Here is a 385-nt window from a genome sequence, read left to right on the forward strand (position 1 = left end):
GCGCCGACGTGGCTCCGACCGCGCGGCCGGCTCCTGATCGAGACGAGTGAGCGCCAGGCACCGGCGACGGTGGCCGCATTCGAGGCGAACGGCTTCGCGGCGAGCATCCTGCGCTCGGAGGAGCTCGACGGGACCGTCGTGGTCGGCACCCTGCTCGACTAGAGCGGCTCGACTAGAGCGGCTCGATCTCCGGGGTCGCCGCCGCCCGCTCTCCTGCACGCGCCCGCGCATCGCACCAGATGTAGAAGCCGGCGTAGGCGACCAGCGAGAACACCATCCCGCCGACGAACAGTGCCGCCGACGGGCGCTCCCACAGCAGGTCGTCGTGGCGGATGCCGAGCGCCGCGACGATGAACACCAGGCTGGCGAGCTGCGCCTGGAACAC

At 71.7% G+C, this 385-nt stretch carries 1 pseudogene; it reads right to left on the bottom strand.

Annotated elements, in window-relative coordinates:
* Positions 1-172 precede the first annotated feature (172 nt).
* Positions 173-385: pseudogene (locus tag AB4Z02_RS19280) on the bottom strand (hypothetical protein); the annotation flags it as partial.

Origin of the sequence: Pedococcus sp. 2YAF34 (assembly GCF_052114585.1) — a bacterium.
Classification (GTDB): domain Bacteria; phylum Actinomycetota; class Actinomycetes; order Actinomycetales; family Dermatophilaceae; genus Pedococcus.